The 24,780-nt window shown below is 37.2% G+C and carries 21 protein-coding genes; 14 read left to right on the forward strand and 7 right to left on the reverse strand.

The genetic code is table 11. From position 1 onward, the window contains the following. Window positions 1-59 precede the first annotated feature (59 nt). From ACJJVW_RS01610 to ACJJVW_RS01620, 3 genes are all read right to left on the reverse strand, one after another. Window positions 60-1,394, reverse strand: coding sequence for a histidine kinase (locus tag ACJJVW_RS01610; RefSeq protein WP_405250533.1), 1,335 nt, complete (start codon window positions 1,392-1,394; stop codon window positions 60-62). 6 nt (window positions 1,395-1,400) lie between these two features. Next, entirely contained in the window at window positions 1,401-2,030 is a 630-nt protein-coding gene (locus ACJJVW_RS01615) for a hypothetical protein (protein ID WP_405250534.1), read from the reverse strand. Window positions 2,031-2,109: 79 nt separating this feature from the next. Then, entirely contained in the window at window positions 2,110-2,781 is a 672-nt protein-coding gene (locus tag ACJJVW_RS01620; RefSeq protein ID WP_405250535.1) for a DUF2306 domain-containing protein, read from the reverse strand. A 147-nt stretch (window positions 2,782-2,928) separates the two neighbouring features. Here ACJJVW_RS01620 and ACJJVW_RS01625 point away from each other — a divergent pair, with 147 nt between their 5' ends. From ACJJVW_RS01625 to ACJJVW_RS01635, 3 genes are all read left to right on the forward strand, one after another. Continuing rightward, window positions 2,929-3,543, forward strand: coding sequence for a Crp/Fnr family transcriptional regulator (locus ACJJVW_RS01625; protein ID WP_405223732.1), 615 nt, complete (start codon window positions 2,929-2,931; stop codon window positions 3,541-3,543). Between the two features lie 77 nt (window positions 3,544-3,620). Next, a complete protein-coding gene (locus tag ACJJVW_RS01630; RefSeq protein WP_339848664.1) occupies window positions 3,621-3,827 on the forward strand; it encodes a DUF2892 domain-containing protein in 207 nt (68 codons plus the stop codon). A 148-nt stretch (window positions 3,828-3,975) separates the two neighbouring features. After that, the gene (locus ACJJVW_RS01635) at window positions 3,976-5,847 is read left to right on the forward strand and encodes a SulP family inorganic anion transporter (protein ID WP_405250536.1); all 1,872 of its coding nucleotides are present in this window, start codon (window positions 3,976-3,978) and stop codon (window positions 5,845-5,847) included. Window positions 5,848-6,480: 633 nt separating this feature from the next. On the opposite strand, the gene rho is transcribed toward ACJJVW_RS01635, so the two are convergent. Further along, window positions 6,481-8,253 (reverse strand): transcription termination factor Rho, encoded by a 1,773-nt coding sequence (rho, locus tag ACJJVW_RS01640; RefSeq protein WP_298327163.1) that lies wholly within the window; start codon window positions 8,251-8,253, stop codon window positions 6,481-6,483. A 202-nt stretch (window positions 8,254-8,455) separates the two neighbouring features. Between rho and ACJJVW_RS01645 the strand changes: the two genes are divergently transcribed. The 3 genes from ACJJVW_RS01645 (at window position 8,456) to ACJJVW_RS01655 (ending at window position 11,166) form a co-directional block, all read left to right on the forward strand. Further along, window positions 8,456-8,866, forward strand: a complete 411-nt coding sequence (locus ACJJVW_RS01645; protein ID WP_339848659.1) for a DUF4293 domain-containing protein — start codon at window positions 8,456-8,458, stop codon at window positions 8,864-8,866. A 252-nt stretch (window positions 8,867-9,118) separates the two neighbouring features. Further along, window positions 9,119-10,693 carry a GMC oxidoreductase gene (locus ACJJVW_RS01650; RefSeq protein ID WP_405250537.1) on the forward strand — a complete coding sequence of 525 codons (1,575 nt, stop codon included), beginning with the start codon at window positions 9,119-9,121 and terminating at the stop codon, window positions 10,691-10,693. A 122-nt stretch (window positions 10,694-10,815) separates the two neighbouring features. Then, window positions 10,816-11,166: a hypothetical protein gene (locus ACJJVW_RS01655; RefSeq protein ID WP_298327157.1), complete on the forward strand. Its 351-nt coding sequence runs from the start codon at window positions 10,816-10,818 to the stop codon at window positions 11,164-11,166. 209 nt (window positions 11,167-11,375) lie between these two features. On the opposite strand, the gene ACJJVW_RS01660 is transcribed toward ACJJVW_RS01655, so the two are convergent. Continuing rightward, a complete protein-coding gene (locus ACJJVW_RS01660; protein WP_298327154.1) occupies window positions 11,376-12,110 on the reverse strand; it encodes a bacteriorhodopsin-like in 735 nt (244 codons plus the stop codon). 110 nt (window positions 12,111-12,220) lie between these two features. On the opposite strand from ACJJVW_RS01660, the gene ACJJVW_RS01665 reads away from it, so the two are divergent. The 4 genes from ACJJVW_RS01665 to ACJJVW_RS01680 are packed head-to-tail and all read left to right on the forward strand — an operon-like array spanning window position 12,221 to window position 15,882. Beyond that, window positions 12,221-13,126, forward strand: coding sequence for a Brp/Blh family beta-carotene 15,15'-dioxygenase (locus ACJJVW_RS01665; protein WP_405250538.1), 906 nt, complete (start codon window positions 12,221-12,223; stop codon window positions 13,124-13,126). 1 nt (window position 13,127) lies between these two features. After that, window positions 13,128-13,667, forward strand: coding sequence for a DsrE family protein (locus tag ACJJVW_RS01670; protein WP_405250540.1), 540 nt, complete (start codon window positions 13,128-13,130; stop codon window positions 13,665-13,667). A 48-nt stretch (window positions 13,668-13,715) separates the two neighbouring features. Next, the gene (locus ACJJVW_RS01675; protein ID WP_405250541.1) at window positions 13,716-15,335 is read left to right on the forward strand and encodes a M1 family metallopeptidase; all 1,620 of its coding nucleotides are present in this window, start codon (window positions 13,716-13,718) and stop codon (window positions 15,333-15,335) included. Window positions 15,336-15,384: 49 nt separating this feature from the next. Then, the gene (locus ACJJVW_RS01680; protein WP_405250542.1) at window positions 15,385-15,882 is read left to right on the forward strand and encodes a hypothetical protein; all 498 of its coding nucleotides are present in this window, start codon (window positions 15,385-15,387) and stop codon (window positions 15,880-15,882) included. 13 nt (window positions 15,883-15,895) lie between these two features. Here ACJJVW_RS01680 and ACJJVW_RS01685 read toward each other — a convergent pair whose 3' ends face one another. Next, entirely contained in the window at window positions 15,896-17,128 is a 1,233-nt protein-coding gene (locus ACJJVW_RS01685) for an ABC transporter permease (RefSeq protein ID WP_405250543.1), read from the reverse strand. Window positions 17,129-17,164: 36 nt separating this feature from the next. On the opposite strand from ACJJVW_RS01685, the gene ACJJVW_RS01690 reads away from it, so the two are divergent. The 4 genes from ACJJVW_RS01690 (at window position 17,165) to ACJJVW_RS01705 (ending at window position 23,627) form a co-directional block, all read left to right on the forward strand. Next, the gene (locus ACJJVW_RS01690) at window positions 17,165-18,391 is read left to right on the forward strand and encodes an exo-beta-N-acetylmuramidase NamZ domain-containing protein (protein WP_405250544.1); all 1,227 of its coding nucleotides are present in this window, start codon (window positions 17,165-17,167) and stop codon (window positions 18,389-18,391) included. Next, window positions 18,384-19,046: a hypothetical protein gene (locus tag ACJJVW_RS01695; RefSeq protein WP_405250545.1), complete on the forward strand. Its 663-nt coding sequence runs from the start codon at window positions 18,384-18,386 to the stop codon at window positions 19,044-19,046. The genes ACJJVW_RS01690 and ACJJVW_RS01695 overlap by 8 nt, the downstream gene beginning before the upstream one ends. A 195-nt stretch (window positions 19,047-19,241) precedes the next feature. Next, on the forward strand, window positions 19,242-22,046 hold the full coding sequence (locus ACJJVW_RS01700; protein ID WP_298327134.1) for a TonB-dependent receptor: 2,805 nt from the start codon (window positions 19,242-19,244) through the stop codon (window positions 22,044-22,046). Between the two features lie 141 nt (window positions 22,047-22,187). Further along, the gene (locus ACJJVW_RS01705; protein WP_405250546.1) at window positions 22,188-23,627 is read left to right on the forward strand and encodes a S41 family peptidase; all 1,440 of its coding nucleotides are present in this window, start codon (window positions 22,188-22,190) and stop codon (window positions 23,625-23,627) included. Window positions 23,628-23,704: 77 nt separating this feature from the next. Here the strand turns inward: ACJJVW_RS01705 and ACJJVW_RS01710 are convergent, their stop codons facing one another. Then, a complete protein-coding gene (locus ACJJVW_RS01710) occupies window positions 23,705-24,778 on the reverse strand; it encodes a YncE family protein (RefSeq protein WP_405250547.1) in 1,074 nt (357 codons plus the stop codon). Window positions 24,779-24,780: the final 2 nt, after the last annotated feature.

Consider the following 24,780-nt stretch of genomic DNA (forward strand, 5'->3'; position numbering starts at 1 on the left):
CTACGTTTCAAGGGGATTTTTCTTTTCGTTCTGACTATGACAAGCAGTAAGTCGTTAGATTAAAAGTTCTCGTCTTCCATAAGCTTTTCTACCTTTTTACGCTCCCACGCCTTGTTAAACAAAGGACTCCACCCAAATACTTCTGATGCATGACCAGCTACTCCCCAGCCCCATCCTAGTATAGGAAACAAAGCCCAAGGAAAGCTTGTAGACTGCACATTAAAGTATATAAACACAGGTACCATAACCGCATAAATTGTGAAGTGAATGTAAAAACCTTTAAGGTCTTCTACCTTCTTCTTTGCACGCTGGTAACGTTTATCTGCAAGGAGTTCGCTCTGCCTAGGCTCAAATGTCACTTGCTCTGCTTGTGTTAATAGCGGTATCCCAACTTGAAAAGTCTCACTATCATCTAGTATATGCACTTCACTATTGGATAGTAAACTATAACGTTGCTTGATGTTTTGCAAGCCTACACCACTACTCTTCTTAATAACCTGTTTGGCCTGGATGTTATTTTCAATAAAGAGCCTATTACCATCTTCGTAAATCTTAATATATAGTTTCTTGTTAGGCGTTACCTGGTTGTGTTTTACAGCGTTTTCAAGTAATAACTGCAAGGATAGCGGCACTACTTTATATTCTTGATGTGAGGCACTTTCTGGGATTTCCACCACGATACTATCTTCAAAACGCATCTTGATTAGATTCATATACGTACGGGCAAAAGTGAGTTCCTCTTCCAGCGGCACTAGCTCTTTATTCTTTTGCTCTAGCACATACCTATAGACCTTAGAAAGCGAAGTGGTAAACTTGGTTGCCTGCTTTGGGTTTTCCTCAATAAGACTTGCCAGCACATTTAAACTGTTGAATAAAAAATGTGGATCCAGCTGATTTTTAAGCGCATCAAATTTTGCCGAAGCGGCTCCAGCAATAATTTTAGACTGCTTTACCTTACTCTCCTGCTTATTCTTCCATCGACTCACCGCATAAAATGAAGAAGTTGCTACGGCTGTTATTAGAAAAGGAAAAATATAATCTTCAAGGCCTTCACTAGCCATATACTCATCAAATGATATTTTATAATATCCTGTAATAAGTATTAATCGAAGCAAAAAAACAGTAATTAAAGTCACAACAATATGCGCAATTAGCGCATAAGTAAGCACCTTTAAATTCAACAGACTGCCTGTAAAACGTTTTCTAAAGTTCACTATAACCATAGTGTTCACTGCATACAGCGCTACAGAGAAGATTTGGTTTTGTATGAAAAAGGTTATCACACCATCTCCATACCAAGGATTACCCAGCACATACAATATAATACTGTGAACGATAAATATTGTTAAGCCTACAATATTTGCCTTTGCAAACTCTTTTAGATAATATTTCATTTCTTATTAATTACAAGCCTCGGCACTTTCTAAAGCTCTTTTTACATTTCCTTGAGGATGGAATTTAGTCTCAGGTTTAAAGGTAGCAAAAAGCGTGATGGCACGCTGCAACTCTGCGCAATATGGCGCTATTGAGCTCCCAAAATATCTTGCGCTTCCCATATCCCACTGTGCCTTTTCTGCTATAAAAATAGGGTTATCTGGCTCCTTATTTACTATTTTTTGATTGAGCTCTCCTATAGTACCTGCATATTTCATCCCGTATTTCATACCATCGTGAGCGACCCAAACTGTATAAAGCTGCGCTTGCAAGTGGTCTGCATATGGATTATCTGGAGCTATCGTACGCATCGTATTTATAAACTCTTGCGCCTTATCTAGCGTCGCCTTCATAGTGGCTTCCTCTCTGTTTTCAAAGTCTCTCCAGTTACGTATTATAGCAATTTGAGCAACATAATACGTAGGGAGCCAGTTGTCTTTTTCGACAGTAGCAATGCGCTCAAAGAGGTTTGAAGCCTCATCAAGCTTGCTTTCTTCCCAAAGCTCCATCGCTTTTGTCATTCCTTGCTCGTACTTAGTTTGAGCCATAAGAAATGTACTGCTGCATAATGCGATAATAAGAAGTAAATGTTTCATAATATATTGGTTTGTGATTGATGATGTAAAGATGGTTTTAAGTACGCTTTCGCGAAAGCGTAACCTACCCAACCGTCGTTTATAAAGTCTCAGTTGTAGTTTTCTTGCGAGGTTTTGTTTTACGCAACCAATAACCAATGAATAAAACACCAAATATGGTAGGCAATAACCAGCTTAATAGCGCCGGAAGTACTTGATTTGTGACAAAGAAAGCGGTAAAAGCTGCGATATATCCACCTGTTATTTTACCTATATGAAGTCTAAGATATTTTTTACGCAATGATGCTATATTTCGCATTGCACGTATATCTCCTACAGCATTAAGAACACCAATTCCTCCAAAGATTATAAGAATCCACCCCATAGAAGAACCCGAAAGCAATGATAACGCACCATAAACTATCATTGCCAGACCTATGATGAGCATAGAATAAGAAATGATTTTATCATAGCGTAATTCTCTCGCTTCCATTATCTTTTTAAAACGGAGTGCTCTATACCCAGAAAGAACCAGATACACACTAAAAAGTCCTACAACAAATAAAAATGGGTTGTTATGATCTGGAAGTAACGATGCCACAATACCTGAAATACCAGCTGTAAGCATCCCGTAATAAAAAACCATTCCTGACTTTTTATGCCAAGCATTTCCTTTACGAGCAATTACAGAGATAGTTCCCGCTATGAGGGAGATAAAACCACCTATGGCGTGTAGTGTTATAAATATCTCGAAGAAAGTATCGTAGTTCATAGGTTAGATTTTTAAATATTGAGACAGTATTGCTCATGATTGACAATACAAATATGAGCCAGAATTCAGTAATCGTAAAAAGGTTGCTACTCAATTGCTATAACAGCCTACCGAATTGTAGTTTTACAGCACCTAGTATAGATACCTATGATAATTAAAGAGCTTTTTCCAAGATTTCATCCAGACCTCATTAAGGAAATAACCACACACGGCATCATAAAGGAACTCCCTGCGCAAACAGAATTACTGCGAGAAGGACAGTATGCAAAGGTTATTCCCATCGTAATACACGGACTCGTAAAGGTATATTCTCGCTATGAAGATAGAGAACTTCTGCTTTATTACATAGAACCGGCAGAGAGTTGCATCATCTCTTTTTCTTCTGGAATCTCACAATTACCTAGTCGCGGATATGCAATTACAGAAACAGATGCAAAACTTCTTCTTTTACCTGTAGACAAAGTACAGCAATGGCTTAAGACCTACCCTGCGCTCAATACCTTATTCTTTAAAAACTATGATGCGCGTTATCTTGACATGATGAACGCTGTAAATCATCTCCTCTTTGATAAAATGGATGCACGCATACTCGATTATTTAAAAGAAAAATCGCGTGTTACAGCAACTCAAACACTTCATATCACTCATAAGGAAATAGCAACAGATCTAGGCACCGCAAGAGAAGTCGTAAGCAGGATCTTAAAAAAACTGGAGATTGAAAATCACATAACCCAAGAAGGACGCACCATAAAAATCATGTAAGTGTGACTACAGTCACCGTTTACAAGAAATCCTCCCATTACATTTGTATAGTATTACTTCTAAAAAAAAAACACACTATGAAAAAGAATATGGGAAATTTAGATCGCGGTATACGCATAGCGGCTGCAGTGATTATTGGTATATTATATGCAGCTAACGTTATAAACGGCACGGTGGCAATTATACTGGGCGTCGTAGCACTTATTTTTATCGCAACAAGCTTTGTTTCATTTTGCCCGCTTTATGCTCCCTTTAGACTAAGCACATACAAAGTAAAAAAATAACATACCCTTACATCTTTAGCCCTTACAAGTTATCTTGTGAGGGTTTCTTTTTTTACGCTTGCGCGAAAACGTTACCGTAACTCCTATAAATGCGCTATAGCTATCCCTTAAGAATACACTATCTTTGCGGCTTCTTAAAAACAGCCTTATGAAGCGTCTTTTCAACAATTTCACCTCTAATCCTAAGAATGATATCGTTTCTGGTATTACGGTTTCTTTAGCAATGATACCTGAAGTAGTTGCATTTGCATTTGTGGCTCAAATAAGTCCAATTGTGGCGTTATTTGGAGCATTTGTTATTGGGATTATCTCAGCACTTTTTGGCGGTAGACCAGGATTAATCTCGGGAGCAGCAGGAGCAGTTGCCGTGATTTTTGTACAGATGATTCAAGAAGGTCATGCAAAGGGATTACTCTTTGACCAGCCAGTTGAAAATATGGGATACTTCTATTTACTCGCCGCGGTGGTGTTAATGGGAGTTATTCAGGTTTTTGCTGGTTTGTTTAGGTTGGGGAAATTCGTGCGCTTGATTCCGCATCCTGTGATGATGGGGTTTGTAAACGGACTCGCTATCGTGATATTCCTTGCACAACTAGGAATGTTTAAAGAAAACAAAAAAGACTACGCTGGAGATAATATGCGTAAAACAGCTTCAAAGGAGCTCGTTTACACCGTATCTGACAATGAAGTAAAGGATAAGGTTTCTAATACCGTACTATTTACAATAGAAGGAAACTCTGTAATAAACAAGGCAACGAACAAGGAGGTGTTTGTACTATCTGACGGACAAGTATATGATACAAATACACAAAAGGTTGTTTTTAATGCTTCTCAAGATGGATTTTACTCTGTAAAAGACAAAGGAGTCGTTAAGACCTGGATGCAAGGAAAGTCATTATATACAATGATAGGGCTTGTGTTACTCACCATGCTCATCGTATGGGGACTACCTAAAATCACCCCAAAGATTCCAGCTGCATTAACGGCTATCCTTATTGTATCGCTCATATCAATTTTTGGCGGATTAGACTCTGTAAACGTTGGCGAATTCATTAGAGATGGTGGTGGTGCAGGTCTCAATGGTATGGCAGAAATCTCAAGTAAGCTCAATGTATTTGAATTATGGAGTAGCCTGCCATTTAACCTAGACACTCTTAAGTTTATAGCGCCTTATGCATTTCTTGCAGCCTCAGTAGGTTTAATTGAAACGCTTATGACTATGAACCTAGTAGATGAGATGACAGACTCTAGGGGTGATGGAAACAGAGAATGTGTAGCACAAGGAGCTGGAAATATCGTGAGTGGTGTTTTTGGAGGAACCGGTGGTTGTGGTATGATAGGGCAAACAGTAATAAATATTAACGCTGGAGGACGAGGACGACTATCTGGAGTGATGATGGCAATTACACTATTGACCTTTATATTATTTGCAGATAAGTTTATTGAGCAAGTTCCTATCGCTGCATTAGTAGGTGTAATGTTTATGATGGTTATTGAGACATTTGCTTGGTCTAGTTTTAGAATTTTAAAGAAAATACCAGTTTCAGATGCTTTTGTTCTTATTATAGTATCTGCTGTAACTGTATTCTTTGATCTTGCCATTGCAGTATTTGTAGGTGTTATTATTGCTGCCTTATCATTTGCTTGGAGCAGCGCTAAGAAAATTAGAGCTAGAAAGAGATTTAAGGCAGACGGTACAAAGGTGTACGAAATCTGGGGCCCATTATTCTTTGGGAGTATCCAGAGTTTTAATTCTAAGTTTGATATCAATGGTGATCCAGAGCATATCGAAATTGACTTTATAGAAGCAAAAGTAGCAGACCACTCTGCGCTAGAGGCGATTTATATTTTACTAGAGAAGTATGAGGCCGCAGGAAAAACAATTACGTTAAAGCACCTAAGTACTGAGTGTAAAGATCTAATGCGCAAAGCATCACCTAAGTTTGATAAAGTGATTGAAGAAAGCGTAGACGATCCTCGATATCATGTGCTTTCTGGTATTTTAGATACAGAAGCTTAGATAGATTAGTTTGAGGAAGGCTTTTGCTGAAAAAAGCTTTTTGCCGGCCCTAGAGGGTGAGATTAGTTTGAAAAACTTTTCCCGAGCCCTGAAGGGTGAGCTTGATTTTAAAAAGCTTTTCCCCGTCCCTAAAGGGTGAGCTTTTTTTATACGTAAAGATTTTTCTTGGGTTTGAAGGTGAGCTTCGTTTGAATGTTTTTCTAGGGTTTGAAGGGTGAGATTAGTTTGAAAAACTTTTCCCCGCCCCTAAAGGGTGAGCTTTTCTATACGTAAAGATTTTTACGCACGCAGAAAATTCAGCTTTTGCAGATTGACACTTACATTAGCTGCTAGCCCCGATTGTAATGAAAATCCCGCAGTGCAGCGATAGTGAAGCGATAGCGAAGCGAGGAATTGTAATGAAAGCGGGAAACTGCTCTTGTAAGAAAACAAAACGTGAGCGCTCCTACTACACTCAAAAAACTCAAATTAAAATCCCGCAGTGCAGCGATAGCGAAACAAGGAATTGTAATGAAAGCGGGAAACTACGCTCGCAAAGTAGCGCTACTTATGCGCTCCAAAACCTTACTAAAAATCATAAAAAAACCTCTCAATGCTATTGAGAGGTTTTTTTTTATACTAAAAAGAGGATGCTTATTGATTCATTGAGATCAAGAATTCCTCATTGTTTTTTGTGCTCTTAATACGGTCACTCATGAACTCCATTGCCTCTACTGGGTTCATATCTGCAAGGTATTTACGTAATACCCATAAACGTTGCGTGGTGTCTTTACTGTGTAGTAAGTCATCACGACGTGTAGATGACGAGGTAAGATCGATAGCTGGGAAAATACGGCGGTTTGCAATATTACGATCCAGTTGTAGCTCCATGTTACCAGTACCTTTAAATTCTTCAAAGATAACTTCGTCCATTTTTGAACCTGTGTCTGTAAGTGCAGTAGCAAGAATGGTAAGTGATCCACCTCCTTCTATGTTACGTGCTGCTCCAAAGAAACGCTTAGGCTTGTGTAATGCATTTGCATCTACACCTCCAGAAAGAATCTTTCCAGATGCCGGCTGTACGGTGTTATAAGCACGTGCAAGACGAGTGATTGAGTCAAGAAGTATTACGACATCGTGACCACACTCTACAAGACGCTTTGCTTTCTCAAGTACAATATTTGCCACTTTTACGTGCTCATGTGCTTCTTTATCAAATGTAGAGGCTACTACCTCTCCATTTACGTTACGTTGCATATCTGTAACTTCCTCTGGACGTTCATCTATAAGAAGTACAATTTGATATACTTCTGGGTGGTTTGCTGCAATAGCATTTGCCACATCCTTAAGTAGCATTGTTTTACCCGTTTTAGGCTGTGATACAATCATACCACGCTGTCCTTTACCTATAGGAGCAAACATATCCATCACACGAGTAGATATACTCGCTTGACGATCTGCTAGGTTAAATTTTTCTGTAGGAAATAATGGTGTTAAGTGCTCAAAAGAAACACGATCTCTAACTATGTTAGGGTTCAAACCATTAATCTTACTTACTTTAATAAGTGGGAAATACTTCTCCCCTTCTTTTGGAGGGCGTATTACCCCTAATACAGTATCACCAGTTTTGAGACCAAAAAGTCTTATCTGTGATTGTGATACATAAATATCATCTGGAGATGCGAGGTAATTGTAGTCAGAGCTACGTAAGAAGCCATAGCCATCTTGCATAATATCCAACACTCCTTCACTCTCTATAATTCCTTCAAATTCAAAATCTGGTTCGCGGTAACGGTTACGGCTATCCTTGTTACCATTGTTACCATGCGTATTACCGTCTTTTTGATTACGGTTATTACGTGGCGTATTAGTACGCGTATTTGTGTTGCGATTATTATCGCGAGGTGCACGCTTATCATTGCTTTGACGGTTGTCATTGCTGTTGCGCTTATCGTTATTACGAGTATCTTTTTGATTATCTCGTTTTTGTGGTGTCTTTGTATCGTCTCCACCTTTTCCTTTAGCAGGTTCACGTTTTACCGCTTCTCTCTTTGCCTGCGGTTCTCTTTTTGCAGGAGCTTCTTTTTTTACAGGAGGCTTTCCTTTTGCCGGAGCATCTTTAGCTTCCTCAGTGTTTGCTGCGGGAGCATCCTTAGTATCTTTTGCAGTTTTTGCTGGACGTGGAGCACGAGGTTTACGCTCTTCTCTAGGCTTACGTTCTGTCTTAGGAGCAGGAGCTTGTGCAGCTGCTTCTTTTACTTTAGGCACTACTGCCTCTATTTTTTTTGGGTCTGCTGCTTGTAAATCAAGTATTCTATAAACAAGGTCTAGCTTTTTTAATGTTCTGTATTTAGGAACATTAATCCCTTTTGCAATCTCTTGAAGCTCGGGAAGCTTCTTTGCTTTTAATTCTGAAATATCAAACATCTAGTAATGTGGGTAAATTATTAATCGGGTGATTAGAGCGTACCAAAAGAAGAATTTGATACTAAAAATATTAAGCAATTAAGTAACAAGCGGAGAGCCTTTTACATAATTACAAGACAATGATACAATTTTATTTTCAAAGTTTTCTTAGCAATATCACAAAATGAGACTTATTTTTACCACAGTTTAAAATGAGAATCACGTGATACAACGTATACAAACTATATATCTTTTACTAGCAGCCTTAGTTTCACTAGGATTGCCTTATGCCTTTAGCCTTTATTCAGATATGAATGGTGAGGCCGTGTGGGCAGTAGATGATATTTCTTACATAACACTTTTTAGTCTTAGTGCTGTATTCTCATTTATTTCCATATTTTTATGGAATAATAGAAAGAACCAATTCGTCTTAGGACGTCTCAATATCTTATTAAACTTTGCATTATTAGGTATTTTGGTATATCGATCACAAATGTTATCTGGAGGAACGGCGGTTCTTGAGAAGGGTATTGGGATGATCATTCCGCTTGTTTCTATCGTTTTACTAGTCTTGGCAAACAAGGCAATCAAGCGCGATGAAGATCTTGTAAAATCTGTAGATAGATTACGATAAGCCTATAATCTTAGTTTTATTAGTGCGTAAAGCCTCTCATTTATTTGTGAGGCTTTTTTTTTATGCTTACGCGAAAATGTGATATCAAAACCACTCATTATCAAACAACACCACTACCCTCTTATATACTCCTCGTTTATGAACAGTAAAATTTAAGATTCACTTTTATGCTATTTAAACCAGTGATAAACGAGCAGAAGAAAGAAGTTTAGTAAATTACGAGCTCAATAACCTCACACGCACAAAATCAATATGAACCAAAAAGACTTAGCATACGACTATATTATTGTAGGAAGTGGTTTTGGAGGTTCTGTGAGCGCTCTTCGCCTTTCTCAAAAGGGATATAAAGTACTCGTTGTTGAAAAAGGAAAATGGTACAAAGAAACCGACTTCCCTAAAACCAACTGGAATCTCAGGAAATGGCTCTGGATGCCGTACCTGCGCTTTTTTGGGATTATGAAACTATCGATATTTAAACACATTGCCATTATTTCTGGAACTGGTGTAGGTGGCGGCTCGCTTGTATATGCAAATACATTACCCACACCTAAAAGTGCTTTCTTTAACTCTGGGAGCTGGAAGTTGCTCAATGATTGGGAAAACGACTTAAAACCTTACTATAAGGAAGCACTAAGAATGCTAGGCGCAGCGCAAAATCCGTCCTTATATGATGGAGATAAAGCTCTCAAAGTCGTAGCAGACGATTTAAATATCGCACAAAGGTTTAATCCTACGCGGGTTGCAGTTTTCTTTGGAACTCCTAATAAAACAGTAAAAGACCCTTATTTTAATGGAGAAGGGCCAGATCGCGCTGGATGTAATTTTTGTGGTGCGTGTATGACTGGCTGTCGCCACAATGCAAAAAACACGCTTGACAAGAACTACCTATACCTCGCTCAAAAACAAGGAGCCACCATACTTGCCGAAAATGAAGTATATGATGTACAGCCATTAGATAAAAATGACAGCGCTCTAGGATATGAAGTCTCAATGAAGAGAAGCACGCGCATCTTTGGTAAACATCAAAAAATCACTACCAAAGGCGTTATCTTTTCTGGCGGTGTACTAGGTACAATAAAGCTTTTGCTAGCTCTGAAAACTAAATCGTTACCACTTCTATCAGACCATCTAGGTGAAGATATACGAAGTAATAATGAAACGCTTATAAGTGTCTCCACACTAGAAAAAGATAAAAACCTCTCAAAGGGTATCGCTATAGGAAGCATACTTGATACAGATGAAAATAGTCATCTAGAAATATGTAGATATGGAGAAGGCTCTAATGCATGGAAACTTGCACACTTACCTTATGTAACGGGATCAAACGTGTTCTCACGACTTTTTAAGACGGCAATCAAGCTTATCAAAAATCCTGTAGATTATTTTAAAATCTACATTAGTAATGGCTGGGCAAAGAATACCGTTGTCTTATTATTTATGCAAACGCTAGATAGCACATTACGTTTTAAAAGAAATGCTTTTGGGAAGATGACATCCACAGTAAGCTCTGGAAAGGCTCCTACCCCATTTATTCCAGAATCTATAGCGCTTGTAAAGTCTTATAGTAAGGCTATAAAGGGTGTGAGCACCTCCTTTGCTTTAGAAACGCTAGCAGGAATACCATCTACAGCACACATACTAGGCGGTGCAGTTATGGGAGAAAACACAGAAAGTGGAGTTATAGATAAGGACAACAATGTCTTTGGTTATAAAAATATGCTCGTTATTGATGGAGCTATGATTTCGGCAAATCCTGGTGTGAATCCTTCACTTACCATTACTGCCATTGCAGAAAGAGCGATGGATCAAATACCAAACAAGCAATAAAACAAAGCCTAAGATACATCTACGTTTGCCCACCAGGAAAACGTTGCAAGGATTAAAAAAATAAGTTCGCACTTACAAAATAGTTATACTTTTCCCTTTTAAACACTACCTTCACCGCCACTATGGAAAAAACAGAATTTTTAGAACAGCACTTATTTAATGATTTGACTAATCTTAATAAAGAGTCGGAGGCAGATGACTCGTATCAGTTCTCTGAGGCAGATTTTGAGATTGTACTTCAGCGTGCAGAGCATTTTGGCTTAGGTGTCTTTACCATCGAATCATGGCACAACGGTGTATCTACTGGTGTATCAAAGCATGAAGATTTCAGAAAAAAGGCAACAGATGCCAAGTGGTATAAAAAAGCTTTTTTGACTTCTAGAAAAGGTCAAGCAGGACTTACCTATGCTGGAACTTATAAGATTTCTAGTAAATTATTATCAAGAGAGACTTTTCAAGAAGAGGAAGAGTAAGATTTACTTGTAATCATTTCAACGTTTGGAGGCTCGTAAAAGTAACGACTCACAAAGGTTGGCAATTATTAAATGACTTAGAAATTTTTCGCGAAAGCGTAATACATCTATTTTACAGCATAATAATTACTAAAACCGACACATAAAAAAACGCAACCATTTCTGGTTGCGTTTTTCAATTGAGTGTTCTCACCTTTTACTAATCAAACTTAAACAACCTCAACTTCATTCTTCTTTACAGCTAGTGCATAAATCACTAGTCCAAATCCTATTTTATTAATAGCATCTGCAATGTTGTAAGCGATATCTACGCTTCCTTTTCCTAGGATGCTTGTGTACCATCCATCTGTACCTAGCATGTATCCTAATGGATAAATAGCCCAACCTACGAGTACAAACCAGCATAGTATTTTATGTGCTTTGAGGATATCTCCACCTGCGGCTACAGCTATTTTCTTTGCGCTTCCTAACCAGATTTCATACACGATATAGAAGTATGCTGCTCCAGATATAGCACCCCACAAGGCTGCCTGATCTTGGAATACCGCTTCTCCAAAGTATCCTGTTACTAACATGATTACAGAAAATGCAATAAGCTTCCACATAAGTGCAGGTTTTGCGCCAGCTACTTTTAATATTAAGTAGAATTCAACACACATTAATGGAACTGTAAGTACCCAATCTACATATCTGAAGAATGTAGGAGACTCTTGAATAGCAAACCAGTAATCTCTCATGTACCAGTAGTGTACTGCGGCAATAAACGTAATTAACCCCGATACAAGGACTGAGGTTCGCCACTTCTTGTTAAATTGGTTAAGCGATAGAAAAAAGAAAGCAGAAGCTGCCATCATCGCCATCGCACCTACAAAGAATGTAAATCCTACATAATCACTTGGATCTAATCTTGTAGGGTCGGCCAGTAATAGTAATAAAAATTTCATAGCATTGATATTTTTAATTAAACATTTGTTTAAGTAAATTTAGATAATGTTAAATAAATAATTATTTTCTCATAATTTTTTCATTAAAATTATCAATACATAAATTATTCATGACAAAAATTCTCAATATCACAATCATAGGTAGTTTTGCAGGCTTATGGGTCGCCACATTATTTTCTAGTAAGGCTGAGCTGATTTTGGGTTTTTTACTTATTCTCACCTTTGGTATCATACACGGATCAAATGATTTATTATTAATAGTGAAGTTATTTACTAAGGAGAAAAAAAGGAGCTTCCTTAAATCGCTCTTCTTTTATGTGCTTACAGTGTTGCTTACTTTTCTAGCATTTTACACCATCCCTTCTATCACAGTAATTCTATTTATCATTTTTAGCGCATATCATTTTGGTGAACAGCACTGGGAGTCAAAGGTGGACACCAAGTACAAGTGGTTATCACTTATATTACAAGGGAGTTATGGGGCGCTTATTCTAGTAATACTATTCCTTTTTAATGCAGACCAAGTAGATGAGATTGTAATGGCAATCACAGGAGCACCTTTTCCACCCGCTTTTCTATTGTACTCTTTATACAGTATTCTTACTTTATTAGTAGTTACAGTAGCCATTTTAGCTTTTAACAGTGATAGTTTTAGAAAGGTATTATTAAAAGAGCTCTTCTTTCTAGGCTTACTGGTGGTCATATTTAAAATGTCATCCCTCATCTGGGGATTCACTATATACTTTGTGCTATGGCATAGTCTTCCATCACTTTTTGAACAAATACACTTTATATATGGTAGATTTACTAATCAAACTATCTGGCTCTATATAAAAAATGCGTTGCCTTATTGGATTATTTCAATCATCGGGATTGGTTTAAGCTACTTTTGGCTTAAGGAAAGTGTGCTTTTCTTTGCAATTTTCTTTTCCTTTATCGCCGCAGTGACATTTCCACACTCGCTGATTATATCGTTGATGTTTAAAAAGAAAAATAATAACACAAAAACTCACTAACATGAAATATACTTTTTTACTTTTTTTAAGTCTCGCTTTCGCGAAAGCGTATGCACAACAACCCGTATCTACTCCTGGGAATGTCATAAGTGATTTTGGAAAAACTTATGAGGTTGACAATCCTGATTTCAAAACAGATACGACAGCAGTATTTAAAGTGATTTTTGATGTGGCAAAAGCACCTGAAAATCCAAGTCAGCGCAATCCATACATCGAGACGATGGCGCGATTTCTTAATATGCAGGAAAAAGCGGGAGTTCCTGTTACAAATATGAATATACGCGCTGCTATACATGGACAAGCAGCCTATGGAATGCTTACCAATGAATTATATAAAGAAAAATTTGGCGTAGATAATCCGAACATTGAATTACTAGAAGCATTAAAAGAAGCAAACGTGTCGCTCATACTTTGTGGTCAAACTGCCGGAGCGCGTAATATTACAAAAGAACGAAGACTAAAAATGATTGACGTAGGACTTTCGGCAATGACGGTATTAAGTCAATCACAAATGGAGGGTTATACGCTCATCGCTTTTTAAAGATTGCCCTACCTTCATAAATCTGCACCATTAGATAATTACACCCACATGCGCTTACTATTTACCCTAGTTTTCTCTTTTATCACACTATCTGTATTTTCCCAAGAAGTTACCCGTCAAGACAGCCTTAGAGGATCAATCACTCCACAAAGAGCCTGGTGGGACCTCGTTCATTATGACCTATCGGTTACGGTGATGCCAGAATCAAAATCTTTAATAGGTACTAATATAATGACCTATCGAGTGCTAGAAGAAGGCGTAACCGAGTTACAAATAGATCTTCAAGCCCCTATGGAACTCACTGCAGTAATGCAAGATGGACACTCTCTTGACGTACGTTCTGAAGGTGCTGCTCATTTTATACAACTAGAAGACCCTCAACCAGAAGGAACTATAAAAAGTATAAGTTTAAGTTTTGAAGGAAAGCCGCAAATAGCCGTAAACCCACCATGGGATGGCGGAATCACTTGGCAACAAGATAGCAATGGTAAACACTTTATCGCTTCTTCAAATCAAAGCATAGGTTCCAGCGTGTGGTGGCCTAATCGTGATCACCCAGCTGATGAAGTAGACAGCCTGGACATGCATGTTACCGTTCCCAAAGATCTAGTAGATGTATCTAATGGAAGACTAGTGGGCATAGATAGTACAGCATCTTCAAAAACATATCACTGGGCAGTTAGAAATCCTATAAATAATTACGGAGTTAACCTTAATATAGGAGATTATGTAAACTTCTCAGAAGTATATAAAGGAGAGAAAGGACCACTGGATATGAGCTACTGGGTACTTCGTGAAGATGAGAAAAAAGCGAGAGCTCAGTTTACACAAGCACCTATGATGATGGAGGCTTTTGAACATTGGTTTGGTCCTTATCCATTTTATGAGGATAGTTTTAAACTCGTACAAGCTCCATACTTAGGCATGGAACATCAAAGCTCTGTAACTTATGGAAACAAGTTTAAAAATGGCTACCTAGGAAGCGATCTATCTGGCACAGGACAAGGACTTAAATTTGACTTTATAATCATACATGAATCTGGTCATGAATGGTTTGCAAATAACATTACAAACAAGGATGTTGCAGATATGTGGATTCATGAGAGCTTTACTAACTACTCAGAAAATCTTTATCTAGATTATCATTTTGGCAAAGACGCTGCTAGTGAATATGTAATTGGACTGCGTAAAAACATTAGAAATGATAGACCTATCATAGGTACTTACGATGTAAATCGTTCTGGAAGTGGCGATATGTACTATAAAGGTGCAAATATGCTACACACCATACGCACCATTGTAGATAATGATGAGCTGTGGCGAGAGACTTTACGTGGACTTAACAAGGAGTTTTACCATAAAACCACTACAAGTGCCATGGTAGAAGATTTTATGTCTAAAAGATTAAACCAGAACCTCGCTCCTATATTTGACCAATATTTAAGAACGGTAAAAATCCCAACCTTTGAATATAAAGTGAGTAAAAAGAAACTGAATTATCGCTACACAAATGTGATAAGTGATTTCTCTATGCCACTTTCTATAATGATAAATGGTAAATTACAATGGCTCAAGCCTACAGATCAGTGGCAAGAGCTTAAAATGTCTAAGAAAATAATTGATATGAGTATACCTGAGGATTTCTATATACAAAAAAGGAAACTGTAGTTAATCAAACCAATACACTGTTGCTTTATAATGAGCAACCATCTATCATATGCTATTAAAATGGAATTTACTCTTCTTATGTTTGTTTATTACTGCTCCTTCAGTGACATTAGATGAATTTTCAAAAGGAAAACAGCAACAGCACTTCCCAAAAGAACTTGAAAAGAAGCAGTTATATCTAGGTATGACTTTAAAAAAGTTTAAAAAAAAGGCTCCAAAAGCGACACGCTTAGATAAAGAGTCGGAGTTTAAAATAGAATATATGGAAGCTGTAAGTGATAGCTCTATTACATCGTATAGCTATTTATTTACAAAAGATCAAGAGCCGTTATTATATGCTATCACCATTGCATATAAAGATATGAGCACCGTACGATCCCTTGCCGAATCGCTAATGGGTAAACCTAATAACAACGAGGAATGGCGTATGGAACCTTCCATCATTAAAGAAGACTTTACAATGGGTGCTTGGACCTTTGGCCACAAACTCGTTTATGGAGCAACTATAATTAATAGCGAATGGGAAAAAGGATTTCAATCTAACTAATCGCTATTATTCTTTACTCAAAACGTATTGCCTTTACTGGACTTATTTTTGTTATGATGTAAGATGGTATAAGGAGTATAAGTACACACACCACAAACACGCCTACATTAAGAGAGAGAATATGCCAGAAGTCTATGAGCACAGGCGCCTCACTTACATAATAGGTAGATGGGTCTAACTTCACAAAACCAAATATTTTCTGAGCATATAATATCCCTAGACCTATAAGATTACCCCAGAAGAGCCCAAGGCCTATTAGGTACATGGCATTATAGATAAAAATCTTACGCACACTCCAGTCTGACGCTCCAAGTGCCTTGAGTACGCCTATCATTTTTGTACGTTCTAGTACTAGTACAAGCAAAGCCACAATCATATTAATACCTGCAATCAATATCATAATAACAATTATTAAAATGATATTGAAATCAAATAGTTTAATCCACTCAAAAATATTGTAATTACTCTGTATTACAGAGATAGACCTTAAAGTAGAACCAGAGTTTTCATACACCTTATTATTCAGTGCCTCAAGATTATCAAAATCATCTACAAAAACTTCAAAAGCTCCTACCTCGTCTTTTTCCCAGTTATTTATACGAGTAAGATGACGGCGATCACCCATGATATACACTTTATCAAATTCTTGATAGGCACTTTCATAAAGCCCTACAATCTCTAGTGCCCTCGGTCTAAAGCGCGTGTTATCTTTATTTACAAATTGTATGATTGCCTTATCGCCTACTTTAAAGCCTAAACGGTTAGCTAGATAGGTACTAAAGATAGTCTCATTATTAAGCGCTCCCGTAAGTGCTGGCTTTCTTCCCTCTACTATATATTCCTCGATACGATTCCAGTCATAATCATCACCTAGGCCTTTGTAAATTACTCCTTCAAAGGTTTCTGCAGTCCTTATAACGCCAGCTTTTACAGTAATTGCTTGTACATGCGCTACCTCTGGTACTGCATTAAAATCTGGATAAAAATCTTGATCTATAGAAATTGGATTTGTCGTCTCTTCACTGTTATTTCCGTCAAAATTTGACACCACAATATCTCCAGAAAAAGCAGACACTTTTTGTCTAATTTCTCTCTGGAGTCCTAGTCCTGTAGCAATAGATATAAGCATCATCACCATACCAATCGCAATTGCTACGATAGCAATTTTAATTATCGTACTGGAAGCACTACTTTTATACGATGTCGCGCTACTTAGGCGTTTGGCTATAAAATACTCTAAATTCAAATGCGTCTCATTTTCTTCAAAAATACCCTTTTTTTAATGCTCACACTGCTTATTTCTTGTGCAAATAGCGGTGGAGATAGTAACGCTTTCGCGAAAGCGGAATTTAAAAAAGAAACTGTACTACAAGAATCTCCTTCTCAAGAACCAATCGTTACCGCTGCCAATAGAACAGCGCACTACTTACCATTACTTAAAGATAAAAAAGTAGGTGTGGTTACTAACAAGAGCGGACTCATATTCAAAAGTACTCCCCACACTGAAAGGGAAAGTACGCACCTAGTTGATTCACTTATCTCTAGCGGAATTAATGTTACGCGTGTTTTCTCACCAGAACATGGGTTTCGCGGTGATGTAGACGCTGGAGAGCAAGTAAAAGATGGAAAAGATCCAAAAACTGGTCTCAATATTATCTCTCTTTACGGTAAAAACAAGAAACCTAGCCAGGAGCAACTGGAAGGGCTCGATGTAATCCTCTTTGACATACAAGATGTAGGTGTTCGATTTTACACCTATATATCTACACTCACCTATGTGATGGAAGCCGCTGCCGAAAAAGGTATACCGGTGATTGTACTAGACAGACCAAATCCTAATGCTCATTATATAGACGGTCCTACACTGGAAAAGGACCATTCGAGCTTTTTAGGGATGCATGAAGTGCCCTTGGTGTATGGTATGACTATAGGAGAATATGCGATGATGGTGAATGGTGAGGGCTGGCTTAAAGATAAAATGCAATGTAATCTTACGGTGATTCCATTAGAAAATTGGGATTACACGACTCCATATTCCTTACCAACGCGTCCTTCTCCTAATTTGCCTAATGATAAAAGTATTAACCTATACCCTAGCCTAGGATTTTTTGAAGGAACTACTATTAATGCGGGAAGAGGAACAGAAATGCAATTTCAAATCTTTGGAGCTCCAGATTTTTCACCTAGCAACTTTACATATTCTTACACTCCTGAGCCTAACTTTGGCTCAAAAGATCCTAAACATAATGGGCAGCTGTGCTATGGTGTAGACTTGCGCGCTCAAGAGTACATGAGCCGTGTAAATCTTGAGTGGCTCATAGAAGCTTATACCGCAAGTTCTGACAAAAATAAATTCTTTAAAACGGCTAGTTTTACACTTCATGCAGGTAATAAAAAATTACAGCAGCAAATTCAAGATGGATATACCTTTAAAGAGATTAAACGTGACTGGATAAAGGATATAGACAACTTTAAAAACATACGTAAGCAGTACCTTATGTATGAATAACGATTCTTTTAATAGTGCGCTTAAAGCGAAAATTGGACAGGTTTTCACTCAATTTAAAAGTCAGTCTATAACGGCAGAGCAACTAGCTATAGCTGAAGAAGGATTTGTATTCTCTGAAGTAAATCCTCAAGCCAACATACTAGTAATGGGGATTAATCCCTCTCTCAGAAATGACTTTGTAAGCAGTAATGGATATAGCTACAACTATGACAACTTAAATTCTGATCGCTACTTCAAAAAATTCTCCACGCTACTTAAAGATTTTGAACAGTTTGGAATTACCTATTGTGATTTGTTTTATCAACGTCATACAGAGCAAAAACAAATAGAGTATTTCCTTAAAGATGAGAAAGGCCGCGATTTCTTAAAAAGCCAATTAGCCATCACAAAAGAGGTTATTGAGCATATTTCACCAGAGCTCATCTTACTATTTAATAGAAAAGGAGCGACATTTTTTTCTAAGGAGTGGATTGGTTACACATTAGAACAACGAGTGCCAAACTCATCTCATTTTGAGAAGATTGATGACTTATATAATATAACTGAGCTAGAAACCTCAATATATTGTTCCTCTTTCCTAGGTTACAGAACCCGCAAAGAGACTTACACTCGCATCTACAACGATATCGAACTGCTAATCAAATCAATAGCATAATTTTTTAAGAATAAGGGTTAAAGCCAGTGATAATGGGTGCTCCCATCCTCTTAGCTGACAAAAAACACCGGATATCTAATATTTATTGAAAAATAGATAGTAAATATCTGTTTTCGTTATATTTTTATCTTAGTTTTAACACAAATTAACAGGTATTCAATACCTATTAAAATTTCATTAACTAACAAATCAACTATGCACAAACTCACGTTAACTATTTTAGGTCTATTAATTGGTGTGACCTCATTTGCTCAAGTTACTGTAACAGGTACGGTGACAGATAAAAACAATGTTCCCATCTCTGGCGCAAATGTCATTGAAAAAGGAACTACCAATGGCGCTATCACCGATTTTGATGGTAATTATAATATCACGGTACAAAGCGACGGTACTTTAGAGATAAGCTACTTAGGTTTTGACACGAAGCGTATAGCAGTAAATGGAAAATCATCTATAAATGTAACTCTTGAAGAAGGTGTAGGCCTTGGTGAGGTGGTACTTGTAGGATCAAGAACTGCTCCAAGAAGTCAGGTAGATACCGCTGTACCAGTAGATGTCGTATCTGCAAAAGAATTACAAACTACAGGACAAGTAACATTTGACAAAGCCTTACAGTACAAGATACCATCATTTAATACAGTACAAACCCCTGTAAATGATGCAACTTCTCTTCTAGATCCTTATGAAATAAGAAACATGGGGCCTTCTAGAACCTTAATCTTAATTAATGGTAAAAGAAAGAATTTAAGTGCACTTCTTTATACTCAAACTTCTCCAGGACGTGGAGAAACGGGTGCAGATATCTCTGCAATCCCTACAGATGCAATAAAGCGTGTAGAAATTTTACGTGATGGTGCATCTGCACAATACGGATCTGACGCAATTGCGGGTGTAATGAACGTTATCTTAAAAGATAATGATAATGAAGGCTCGGCGACGCTAAGAACAGGAATCACTTCTGAAGGTGATGGTGAGATGGTAGGAATCAGTGTAAATAATGGTTCTACTATAGGAGATGATAAAGGTTTTATAAACTATACAGTAGACTTTTCTAAAGTAAATCTTGCAAATAGACCTGGTACTGTTGATGCTGCTGGAGAAGCTGGTGATTTTGGAGCAGACCTTGCAGATGTTCAAGAATTTTTATCTCGTAACCCAGATGCAAATAACATTAACGGATCACCAGAAACTGCATCTTCTAAATTTCTAGTAAATGGAGGTTTTGACTTAAGTGATAATACTGAGTTGTATTTTAATACCGCTTATGTTTATAAGAAGGTAAATAGTTTTGCAAACTACAGAACTCCATATTGGAGAACTATAGAAGATTTTCCTTATTTAGCAGACTTTTTTCCTGGTGACAACCCGAATAATGCGGGTGGATATGATGGTTATGTGCCTACTTTTGAAGGGCTTCTTAATGATTATAATGGTACTATTGGTATCAGAACTTCAATAAATGATTGGAATGTTGATGCTAGTTATACGACTGGCGGAAACACACAAACCTACCGTGTAAGTGATTCTCATAACAGAAATGTAGTGTTTTCTCCATCTGTTTTTGTTGATGCAAATGGAAACGGTACTGTAGATGATGGTGAGATTACAGAAGGATCGCAATTATACAGAGAAAACAGCGCACGTCAGTTTGATCCAGGTGGAACAAAATTCACTCATAATGTAGGTAACATTGACATCTCTAGAATACTTTCAGACAAAGTAAGTATTGGTTTTGGTGCTGAGTTTAGAAACGAAGTATTTGAGGTAATTGAAGGAAAACTTGATTCTTATGATGGTGGTGGAGCAGATTCATTTGCAGGTAACAGCCCTGAAAACTCTGGAAAGTTTAACCGTTACAACATTGGAGGATATTTCTCTTTAGATTATGATGTATCTGACGCTTTCTTATTGAGTGGTACAGTTAGAACAGAAAATTACTCTGATTTTGGAAATACGTTTGTTTATAAATTTAGTTCTCGCTATAAGCTTACAGACAATCTTACAGTAAGAGGTTCACTATCTACTGGATTTAGAGCTCCAACATTACACCAGATTTATACACAAAAAGCACAATATAGCTTTATTCCAGGACAGGGAATACAAGTAGGAGGTTTAGTAAATAACGTTTCTACACAAGCACAATTATTAGGAATTGATGAACTAGATGCAGAAACATCAAATAACTTCACTATCGGTTTTGGTGGTAAACTAGCAAACAATCTTACATTTACAGTAGATTACTACAACATTGCTGTAAAAGATCGTATCGTGTTAGGATCTGAAATTACTGGAACTGCTTTTGATGATGATGGTAATAATATAGGTACTACTCCACTAGATGATATTTTAAGAGACAATAACTTGAGCGATGTAAGTTTCTTTTCTAACGCTATTGATACAAGAACCTCTGGACTTGACGTAGTGATTAGCAAAAGAAATATTGAGTTAGGTAACGGTAAGCTTGGACTTAATCTATCTGGTAATTATACAATTACAAACGAACGTGATGGTGCTGTAAAAAACCCGCAACTTGTTGAGGATTCTGGACAGTCTGTAGTAAATGCTACACAAGAAGCTTTATTCTTTACCTCTAGACCTAGAACTAAGTGGATTTTAGGTGGTAATTATGATATCGGGAAGTTTGCTTTCTCTTTAAACAACACATATTTTGGTAAAACTACATTTAAGCAACAAGGACTTGATGACAACCTACGCACAGAGTTTATCCCTAAGATTGTTACAGATCTTGGTATCAACTATAACGTAACTGAAAAAATCACACTTGCGCTTAATGTAAATAACTTACTTAACGTATTACCAGAATGGGAATTTAAAGCAGAAAATGCAGCAGGGTCAGCTATACTAGCAGATGCAGCAGCAACGCAAAACCAATCTAATTTAATAACTTTCAATCAGCGTTATTCTCAGATGACGTATGATGGTTATCACTTTAGCCAGTTAGGTACGATGTTTAACTTATCTCTTAACTACCAGTTCTAAAGATCTGATTTATAACAAAAGCCTCTCTATATTCATTTATAGAGAGGCTTTTTTATGAAATAACGAGAAACTATGTAATCTTTGCGTTGGTATTTCGTTTAACTATATTTACAGTATATCACCATTAAACCCTCATTATTGATGAAAAACATAACGCTCCTATCACTCGCACTTCTTGTATTTTTAAGTTCTTGTGATGATGACCTTGATGACAATCTAATACCAGCAGAGAATATTGAAATATCTGACTTTGTATATCGAGGTTTAAATTATTGGTCACTATACAAAGAAGATGTACCAGAACTAGCAAATGACTTTTTTGAAAATGACGCCGCTAGATTTGATTATTTAAGTCAGTTCTCTTCTCCGGAAGCGACTTTTGACGCGCTTACATCTACACGAGATCGCTTTAGCATATTAAGAGATGATTATGTTGCTCTAGAAAACTCTCTTGCAGGTATACGTACTTCTTCTGGATTAAACCTGTCTTTGTTAATTATGCCTAACGATCCTACTACTGCTTTTGGAGTTGTACGTTATGTAGTAAATGACAGCCCAGCAGATCTTGCTGGAGCAGAGCGAGGAATGATATTTACACTTGTAGATGGACAACCACTCACAAGTGGTGATGGACAAGCGATAGATGGAAGTACAAATTTTAATAGCTTTTTTGCTCCAGATAGTTACACCATAGGATTAGCAACCTATGATGGAACAGACTTTACCACGACAGGAGAAGAAATTGTAATTACAAAAACTGAACTCACCATAAACCCTGTACATACGGTAAACGTACTGAGCGTGGGAGGTAATGAAATAGGATATTTACATTACACAGGATTTACTAATGAGTTTGATAGCGAACTCAACGCTGCTTTTGCGCAATTTCGTAGTGCTGGAGTTACAGATCTTGTTCTTGATTTAAGATATAATGGAGGTGGATCTATAGAAACCGCAAATGATCTTTCTACAATGATTACTGGACAGTTTAACGGTGAAGAATTCATAACGCAAGAGTATAATGCGGATAGAAATCAAGCAAATGAATTCGTAAGAAGATTTAATAACAATCTTGGCTCTGGTGATGATGGACCAGCTATAAACAGCTTAGGCCTGACGAGAGTTTTTGTATTAACAACAGGGAGATCTGCAAGTGCGAGCGAACTTATACTAAGCGGTCTTGATCCTTACATTGAGGTAATTCAAATAGGAACTAACACTGTAGGTAAATTTGAAGGTTCATTTTTATTATATGATGCTCCTGCACCTAACTTCCGTCGTTCGGAGGCAAACCCTAATCACCGTTATGTAATGCTTCCATTAGTATTGAAATCTGTGAATGCTGATGGGCTAACAGACTACTTTGATGGTTTCACACCAGACTTACTAATTGCCGAAGATTTTGAAAACTTTGGACAACTAGGAGAACAAGGGGAGCCACTATTGGATGCAGCTATAGACATTATATTAAATGGTAGAAGTAGCACAAACTACAATACCCGCATACAACGATCTATTTACGATTCAGAACAAGAAGATCCATTATACCAGCGTATGATGGTAGATCACATCGATTTATAAACAGCAATTTAAGAGTAATAAAAAAGGGGTAACATATAATTACCCCTTTTTATTGTAGTCTATTCTAGGAATAAATACTATTCATTAAAATATATCTGATCTGTTCCTAAGCTGGCACTAAGTGAAGTGATAATAGTCCCAGATGTAAGATCATAAACCTCTATAGTTCCATTGCTAGAGAAATCCCCTGGATTTGCGCCTATTAAGATATCATCTCTTACAACTATATTAAATAAGGATAATCCAGTTAGTTCTGGAGTAGTAGGTATTGCGAAGTTTGTCGTAGAAGAAACAAAAACCTCCCCATTTAAATAGTAATAAAGATTTTGGCCTTCTATATTAATAGAGTTAGGATGATCTGTAACTCCAAAATCAAATGAAGCAGATACTGTATTTGTAGTTGTATTGATTGCAGATAAACTTCCAGCAGTCTCTGTACCTGTAAATGCAGGAGAACCTCCAGCAAGCACCCATAAATTACCTGAGCTATCTAACTCTAATCCATTAGGCGCATCACCTACTGGTATTGTTGTTATAACAGTATCAGTAGCAGGATCAATTACCGTAACAATGTCATTTACGCCAAAACCACCTTGGTTTGTTACATAAAGATAAGTCCCGTTGTAAAGTATTTCTTCAGGTCCTTCTTCTACTGCGATAGTATTTGTGATTGTATTAGTGGCTAGATCTATAACTGCAATATAATCATCTGTTGCATCTGCTCCGTCTCCCCAGTTAGTCAAATATCCCTTACCGTCTACACTTGCAAAAAATCTTGGATTAGATAAACCAGTCTCTATACGAGCTATTTCTTCAAAGGTAAATCTGTCTACTATCGTAAGTCTATTCCCAATATTTGCAACCACATAGGCATTATCCTCTGTAAACCCTATAGATTGCACAATGTTACCTAGGTTGTCATTGTTTACCGTCTGATAAATATCATTTTCGATAGCACTAAATCCTTCATCGATAAACGAGACTGTTCCAAAACCATTATTAAAAGGTCCCTGATTAGTCACTAAAAATCCATTCTCATAGGCCTCATCTTCTACTTCTACTTCTATAATCGGCTCTGTGAAGTCATCATCACTTTCACAAGAGAAAGCAAATAGCGATAGTACGGATAATAAATAAATTGTTTTTTTCATAA

It is taken from the genome of Dokdonia sp. Asnod3-C12 (assembly GCF_045063975.1).
Taxonomy (GTDB): Bacteria; Bacteroidota; Bacteroidia; order Flavobacteriales; family Flavobacteriaceae; genus Dokdonia.

Bases quoted from the DNA above. Each gene is read 5' to 3' on its own strand.
- ACJJVW_RS01680 (WP_405250542.1), top strand. From the start codon at position 15,385: ATGCTATTAAAATGGAATTTACTCTTCTTATGTTTGTTTATTACTGCT.
- ACJJVW_RS01660 (WP_298327154.1), bottom strand. From the start codon at position 12,110: ATGAAATTTTTATTACTATTACTGGCCGACCCTACAAGATTAGATCCA.
- ACJJVW_RS01620 (WP_405250535.1), bottom strand. From the start codon at position 2,781: ATGAACTACGATACTTTCTTCGAGATATTTATAACACTACACGCCATA.
- ACJJVW_RS01670 (WP_405250540.1), top strand. From the start codon at position 13,128: ATGAAATATACTTTTTTACTTTTTTTAAGTCTCGCTTTCGCGAAAGCG.
- rho (WP_298327163.1), bottom strand. From the start codon at position 8,253: ATGTTTGATATTTCAGAATTAAAAGCAAAGAAGCTTCCCGAGCTTCAA.
- ACJJVW_RS01650 (WP_405250537.1), top strand. From the start codon at position 9,119: ATGAACCAAAAAGACTTAGCATACGACTATATTATTGTAGGAAGTGGT.
- ACJJVW_RS01710 (WP_405250547.1), bottom strand. From the start codon at position 24,778: ATGAAAAAAACAATTTATTTATTATCCGTACTATCGCTATTTGCTTTC.
- ACJJVW_RS01610 (WP_405250533.1), bottom strand. From the start codon at position 1,394: ATGAAATATTATCTAAAAGAGTTTGCAAAGGCAAATATTGTAGGCTTA.
- ACJJVW_RS01635 (WP_405250536.1), top strand. From the start codon at position 3,976: ATGAAGCGTCTTTTCAACAATTTCACCTCTAATCCTAAGAATGATATC.
- ACJJVW_RS01675 (WP_405250541.1), top strand. From the start codon at position 13,716: ATGCGCTTACTATTTACCCTAGTTTTCTCTTTTATCACACTATCTGTA.
- ACJJVW_RS01665 (WP_405250538.1), top strand. From the start codon at position 12,221: ATGACAAAAATTCTCAATATCACAATCATAGGTAGTTTTGCAGGCTTA.
- ACJJVW_RS01615 (WP_405250534.1), bottom strand. From the start codon at position 2,030: ATGAAACATTTACTTCTTATTATCGCATTATGCAGCAGTACATTTCTT.
- ACJJVW_RS01630 (WP_339848664.1), top strand. From the start codon at position 3,621: ATGAAAAAGAATATGGGAAATTTAGATCGCGGTATACGCATAGCGGCT.
- ACJJVW_RS01705 (WP_405250546.1), top strand. From the start codon at position 22,188: ATGAAAAACATAACGCTCCTATCACTCGCACTTCTTGTATTTTTAAGT.
- ACJJVW_RS01700 (WP_298327134.1), top strand. From the start codon at position 19,242: ATGCACAAACTCACGTTAACTATTTTAGGTCTATTAATTGGTGTGACC.
- ACJJVW_RS01655 (WP_298327157.1), top strand. From the start codon at position 10,816: ATGGAAAAAACAGAATTTTTAGAACAGCACTTATTTAATGATTTGACT.
- ACJJVW_RS01690 (WP_405250544.1), top strand. From the start codon at position 17,165: ATGCTCACACTGCTTATTTCTTGTGCAAATAGCGGTGGAGATAGTAAC.
- ACJJVW_RS01625 (WP_405223732.1), top strand. From the start codon at position 2,929: ATGATAATTAAAGAGCTTTTTCCAAGATTTCATCCAGACCTCATTAAG.
- ACJJVW_RS01695 (WP_405250545.1), top strand. From the start codon at position 18,384: ATGAATAACGATTCTTTTAATAGTGCGCTTAAAGCGAAAATTGGACAG.